This window comes from Nocardioides sp. Root240, assembly GCF_001428825.1.
Taxonomy (GTDB): Bacteria; Actinomycetota; Actinomycetes; order Propionibacteriales; family Nocardioidaceae; genus Nocardioides.
In genome coordinates, this window is record NZ_LMIT01000016.1 from 270,528 (window position 1) to 277,055 (window position 6,528).

The 6,528-nt window shown below is 64.6% G+C and carries 2 protein-coding genes; both read left to right on the top strand.

Going from position 1 to position 6,528, the window contains the following annotated elements; translation table 11 throughout:
- Positions 1 to 154 precede the first annotated feature (154 nt).
- Positions 155 to 3,343 (top strand): DISARM system SNF2-like helicase DrmD, encoded by a 3,189-nt coding sequence (drmD, locus tag ASE20_RS24120; RefSeq protein ID WP_225869132.1) that lies wholly within the window; start codon positions 155 to 157, stop codon positions 3,341 to 3,343.
- A partial coding sequence (locus ASE20_RS24125) for a DNA methyltransferase (RefSeq protein WP_056897127.1) occupies positions 3,343 to 6,528 on the top strand: 3,186 nt, incomplete at its 3' end. The genes drmD and ASE20_RS24125, both read left to right, overlap by 1 nt.

Sequence of the window (6,528 nt, forward strand, 5' to 3'; positions counted from 1 at the left end):
CGCAGCTCAGTCTGCGGTTTCTTTCATTTCAAGAGGCTCTGGTTTGGTTCGAACCCGGGCGCTAGGGGGACTGTAGGGGGAAGCGGTTTCCCCTGCGCGGGCCACTCTCGCCATTCGCAGGGGATGAGTGATCGCTCCTCGGTAGGTTGAACTTGTGACGACGACGGAGATCTCAGGACCGCCGGAGGGACGAGTTGGAAGGAACGCGGATCGGCCGACCCTTCCCGAGCCTGGTCAGGTCGTAGAGGTGCGGGGCTCGACCTGGGCTGTTGCCCGCGTGCAGGTCCAGGGCCTGCCCCGCAGCCCAGCCGATGAGGTCACCGCACAGCTCTCGCACGTCGTCGAGCTTCAGTCGCTCGACGAGGATCGACTCGGTGAGCAGCTCTCTGTGGTCTGGGAGCTCGAAGTCGGTCACACGGTCACCCCTGCTCAGGGGCTGCCAGATCTCATCTACTCCGACGCGTTCGACGAGCCCGCGACCCTCGCTGGGTTCATCGACGCGATGCGATGGGGTGCGGTCACCAGTGCTGATCCGAACCGCTACCAAGCACCGTTCTGGTCGGGCGCCACGGTCGAGGCCTACCAACTGGAGCCGCTTCGCCGTGCGCTCGGAGTGCCCCGCGCCAACCTCTTGCTCGCGGACGATGTGGGTCTCGGCAAGACGATTGAGGCTGGCCTGGTGATTCAGGAGCTGTTCCTGCGTCACCGCGCTCGCACCGCCGTCATCGTCTGCCCGCCTAGCCTCGCGCTGAAGTGGCAGGATGAGATGCGCGAGAAGTTCGGCCTGGAGTTCACAATCGTCAACTCCGAACTGATGGCCCTGGTGCGGCGCACCCACGGGCTACACGCCAACCCGTTCCAACTCTTCCCGCGCGTCATCGTCAGTATGGCTTGGCTCCCGCAGGTCCGCGCCCAGCGCCTGCTCCGCGACGTCTACACCCAGGCCACGAACCCCAAGACCGGCAAGCGGTACGCCTTCGACATCCTCGTGGTCGATGAGGCCCACCACGTCGCGCCGTCAAGCCCGTCTGCGATCGCTGGCGGTCGTGGCTACGCGGTCGATACCCAGCGCACGGTCGCGGTCCGTCAGCTCGCGGAGAAGTGCGAGCACCGCCTATTCCTCAGCGCAACGCCGCACAACGGTCACCCTGAGTCATTCACCGCGCTGATGGAGATGATCGACCCTCGCCGTTTCGCTCGCGGCGCGAATCTCGACTCGACTGCACTGAAAGATGTCACGGTCCGCCGACTGAAGACCAACCTGTCCGGCAAGGGTTTCAAGAAGCGCAAGGTCAGCACGCTCGACGTCACACCGTCGGACTCCGAGCAGCAGATGTTCTCCCTGCTCGACGACATCGTCACCAAGAGTGCCAAGCAGAACGGCACCAAGCCCGGCGGCGACATCGTCACGATGTTGCTGAAGAAGCGCTTCCTGTCCAGTCCCTTCGCCTTCGGAATGAGCCTCAGTCACTACCTTGCGTCGAAGGCGGGGCGCGGCTTGTCCGAGGACGAGTACGACGACATCTTCGGCGAAGGACAGTCTGACGAGGAAGAGGGCCTGTGGGAGCAGGACGAAGCCGAAAAGCTGCGAGAGTCCAAGGGCTCCGACCCACTGGTTGCGGCTGAATCCGGTCAACTCGAAACCCTTATGGAGTGGGGTCTGGGCTACGAGAGCCGAGCGGACTCCCGTCTGGACCGATTGATCCACTTCCTCGACGCAGTCTGTCGACCGTCCGGCAACTCGTGGTCCAACGAGCGCGTCGTCGTCTTCACCGAGTACGCCCACACCGTCGACTGGCTGACCCGCGTGCTGAATCAAAAGGGTTACACCAACGACCGCCTAGCGGTCATCCAAGGCTCCACAGCGACAGAGGATCGCGAGTACATCCGGTCGCAGTTCACCGCCGATCCGGCCAAGGAGCCGGTCCGCGTCCTACTGGCGACTGACGCCGCTGGTGAAGGCATCGATCTTCAGACCTATTGCCACCGGCTCGTAAACTTCGACATCCCGTTCAACCCCTCACGCCTCGAACAGCGCATCGGCCGCATCGACCGCTACGGCCAGACCGCGGAGCCCCAGGTCTTCCACTTCGTCCCTGTCCTGGACTCGTCAACTTATGCCGCTGATCTGAACTTCATGGAGCGTATCGCCCGCAAGATCGCCCAGGTCGAGTACGACCTCGGATCGGCCAATCAGGTTGTTGGCGAGGAGATCCAGGGCCACTTCGGCAAGCGCACTCCGGCCAAGGCCAAGGCCAAGGGTGTCGACACCAACGAGGTCATCAACTCGGCGCTGGCCGGCGGGATGGAGCTCAACGCAAGGCTGACCCAGTTGGAGCAGGGGTATGACGAGTCGCGTACCGAGATGCACCTTGACCCGGCCAACCTCCGTCGCGTGGTCGACACCGCCCTTCGGATCAACCACCAGTCACCGCTGATCGAGAACCACGAGTTCGCACAGGACACCGACGCCGAGGTGTTCACCGTTCCGTCCCTGACAACTGGCTGGCACGACACGCTGCGTGGCCTCGACACCCGACTCAAGCCAGGCGAACTTCGCCCAATCACGTTTGACGCCGACGCAGCCGAAGGCCGTGCTGATCTCGTCTACGTTCACCTCGGACACCCCATCGTGCAGAAGGCGCAGCGACTGCTCCGAAGGTCGCTGTGGAGTGTCGACTCACCTCTCAACCGTGTAACCGCCGTCGTGGTCGACGACCTTGAAAAGTCCTTTGTTGCCGCTGTCACCCGCATGGTGCTCGTCGGCCGTGGCGGCGTCCGCCTCCACGAAGAGGTCTTCCTCGCAGGCGTTCGCTTGAAGGGTCGCCGTGCGATGGCCGAGGAGAAGGCCGAAGCCGCTCTCGACAAGGCACTCGACCGCGAACGCCTCTCCGTCGCCGACGACCGTGTGCGTGACCAACTCTGCGACCTCTGGAACATCCCAGACGCGCCGCTTCGTCTGCGCCTCGAAGAATCGATGCAGGCCCGCGCTGGCCGTCGGCACGAGCTGGTCATCGAGCAGCTCGCCAAGCGGCAAGCCGCCGACATCCAGCGGGCCAAGGAGATCTTCGCCGCCTTCCGTGCGAACCTGCGCGACTCACTCGCACGGCTGAAGGCCGAGGAGGACGAGGCGGAGGGCCAGTTGTTCACCGACCCCGACCAGATGCGCCAGTGGAGGCGTGACATCGATGCCATGAGCCGACGTCTCGACGAACTCGACGACGAAGAAGCGCGAGAGATCGCGGCTATCACCGACCGCTACGCCGACGTGAAGCCCCACACCACCGCAGCGGCCGTCGTGTTCGCGCTGACCCGCGCCGACGCAGACGGGTGGGTTGAGTGATGGCCCGCCCCAAGAAGAACACCACGCCCCGTGGAACGAAGACGATCAACGCCGCCGACCAGCACCGCGCCTGGCTTGAGCTCGTCGACACGGAGGGACCGTTTCTCGCCATCCCGCCGCTGAAGCGGGTGTGGCCCCAGGGAATGCCCAGCCTCACGAACGAGCGCAAGACCGCGCTCGTTGATTCCCGCAAGGACTTCGAGGCCGCATGGGAGTCCCTCGACCGCTCGCCCGACTCCGAGACCACTCAGGACTCCTACCGCGCTGCCCGCGACAAGTGGGTCGAGACGGTCCTGCGCGACGTCGCCGGATGGGCTGAGTCCCTATCGTGGGGCGAGGTCCCCGGCGTTGAGGCACAGTCACCCAATCGTGCGGTGACGATCCGCGCCCAGGCTGCCCTCAACGGCGCCGGCGGCATCGGCGCGATCGTCCATGTCGTCGACTCGGTCGACTCGCTGCGCCAGACACCCGGCGACCTGTGGGCCGCCAACCCCATCGACCGCGTCGAAGTCATGCTCCGCGAGAACAAGATCCCCATCGGCATCGTCACCGACGGGCGCTGGTGGGGCCTCGTCTGCGTCCGCGAGGGCGCGATGGCCGCCTCCGGCATCGTCGACGCCCTGACGTGGACCGAAGAGACGCGTACTCGCGACGCATTCTTCGCCCTCATCGGACGCCAGCACCTCATCGGCGGCGATCCGACCGAGCGGCTCCCAATCCTCTTCGAGGAGTCCGTCGCTGCGGCCGAAGAGATTACCGAAGCCCTCGGTGCCCAGGTCCGCCGCGCTGTTGAGCTGCTCATCCAGTCCTTCTCCGAATCCGCCGCCGACGCACGGCGTCGGGGCCTGCCCGACCCACTTCCGAAGCGCACTCACGACAGCTACGAAGCCGCCGTCACCGTGATGATGCGCGCGGTCTTCCTCCTCTTCGCCGAAGAGCGCGGACTTCTTCCCTCAGGTGAGTTGTTCGAGCAGGGATACGGCATTGCTGGTGAGCTGGACCGCCTCATCTCCAGAGAGACAGAGGAAAGCGAGGAAGCCCTCGACGCGACCTCGCTCACGTGGCACCGGCTGCTCGCGACCAGCCAGGCGCTCTACCAGGGCGCAAGCTTCGAGAACCTGCGGATGCCGGCCTACGGCGGTTCGCTGTTCGACGCGGCCCGATTCCCGTTCCTGACCGCCACCAACGATCAGGGCACCCTCGCGATCACGGTTTCGGACCGCGTCATGCTCCACGTCCTACGCTCCGTCCAGGTCGCCGATATCAAGGGCGAAGCCCGCCGCATCTCCTTCCGCGACATCGACGTCGAGCAAATCGGCTACATCTACGAGGGCCTACTCGGCTACACGGCCGCGGTCGCTACTGAGGTCACTGTCGGACTCAAAGGCACCCTCGGCGAAGAGCCAGAGATTCCGCTCGCGAAGCTCGAAGAGTTTGCGTCCGAGCACAGCGACCCGAAGAAGCTCGCGGCAGCGATCCGCAAGTTCGTTGAGGACGACCAACCCTCGGCCAAGCCGTCCTCGGCAGCCGCCATCGCCAAGGCCATTAGCGCTGACGTCGACCCGAAGGTCGTCAGCGCACTCACTCAGGCCGTCGGAGATGACCTCGAACTGCGCGACCGAGTGAAGCCCTGGCTCGGGGTGGTTCGACTGGACCTGCGTCAGCGCCCATTCGTCGTGCTCGCTGGTGGTCTCCTCGTCAAGGAGACCCCGTCCCGGAAGAACGCTGGGGCGCACTACACACCCAAGTCACTCGCTGAGGATGTCGTTCTCCACGCGCTCCAGCCGCTCTGTTACTCCCCGGGACCGCACCAGACCGCTAACGGGGAAGAGTGGAAGCTCAAGCCGTCCCACGAGTTGCTGAGTCTCAAGGTCGCCGACATCGCCTGCGGCTCGGGCGCGTTCCTTGTGGCTGCCGCCCGCTACCTCTCTGAGCGCGTCGTTGAAGCGTGGACGGCCGAAGATCCGCGTAACGCTGCCCGGAAGGATCTCTACACGCGCGCGATCCGCCAGGTCGTCGCGAATTGCCTCTACGGAGCTGACATCAACGACATGGCGGTCGAGATGTGCAAGCTCTCCCTCTGGCTCGTCTCGCTCGACCGCGATCTGCCGTTCTCCTTCGTCGATGACAAGGTCTTCCTCGGCAACTCCTTGCTCGGCGTCACAGACCTGAACCAACTTCGCCGTCTCCACATCGATCCGAAGGTCAAGACGGAGATGGCGGGCTACTACGCCTACGACGTCGACATCGACTCGATTATCGACCGTGCGAAGGAGCTGCGCCGCACCCTGTTGGCGGAGATCGACGAGAACGATCCGGCTCGCACCAGCTCTGCCAAGCGCCGTCAGCTCGCAGACTTCCGGAAGGTGACGGCGGATCTTCGGAGGATCGCAGACGGCGTTGTCGGCGCCGGACTTTCCCAGGGTGGGAAGCCAGGCAGGGCGCTCAACGAGGCATATGACAACCTCCGCATCGCGGTCGGCAAGGCGTACCCCGACGGGGGCGAGGCTGACGACACATTCCTCACGTCGTTGATCGACTCGGGACTGAAGCCGACGGTAGTGACCGACTACGAGCGGTGGCAGCCTCTCCACTGGGTGATCGAGGCCCCCGACGTCATCATCGACAACGGAGGGTTTGACGCCATCATCGGCAACCCGCCATTCCTCGGGGGTCAGAAGCTCACCGGGGCGATGGGGACGAACGTCCGCGACTGGTTCGTTAACGTCGTCGCCGAGGGTCGGCGAGGAAGCGCCGATCTCGTTGCCTACTTCTTCCTGCGTGCCACCTCGCTGTTGCAGAGGAAAGGCACGCTGGGCCTGGTCGCCACAAACACTGTGGCTCAAGGTGACACGCGTGAGGTCGGACTCGACGCCCTGGTCGCTAAGGGCTTCACGATCACCCGGTCCGTCCAGTCTCGGACATGGCCCGCTGCCAGTGCGAACCTGGAATATGCCGCAGTCTGGGGAACCCTCGGGCCAGTGCCCGATATCGTGCCGAGGATCTCTGACGACGTTCCGGTGGGTGGAATCACCACGCTTCTCGAACCGGCTGGTCGAGCGACAGGGAACCCGATTCGGCTCAAAGAGAACGTGGGCATTGGATTCCAAGGATGCATTGTGCTTGGGATGGGCTTCGTCCTCGAACCGACAGAGGCGCAAGAGTGGATTGCCGCCGATGCCCGC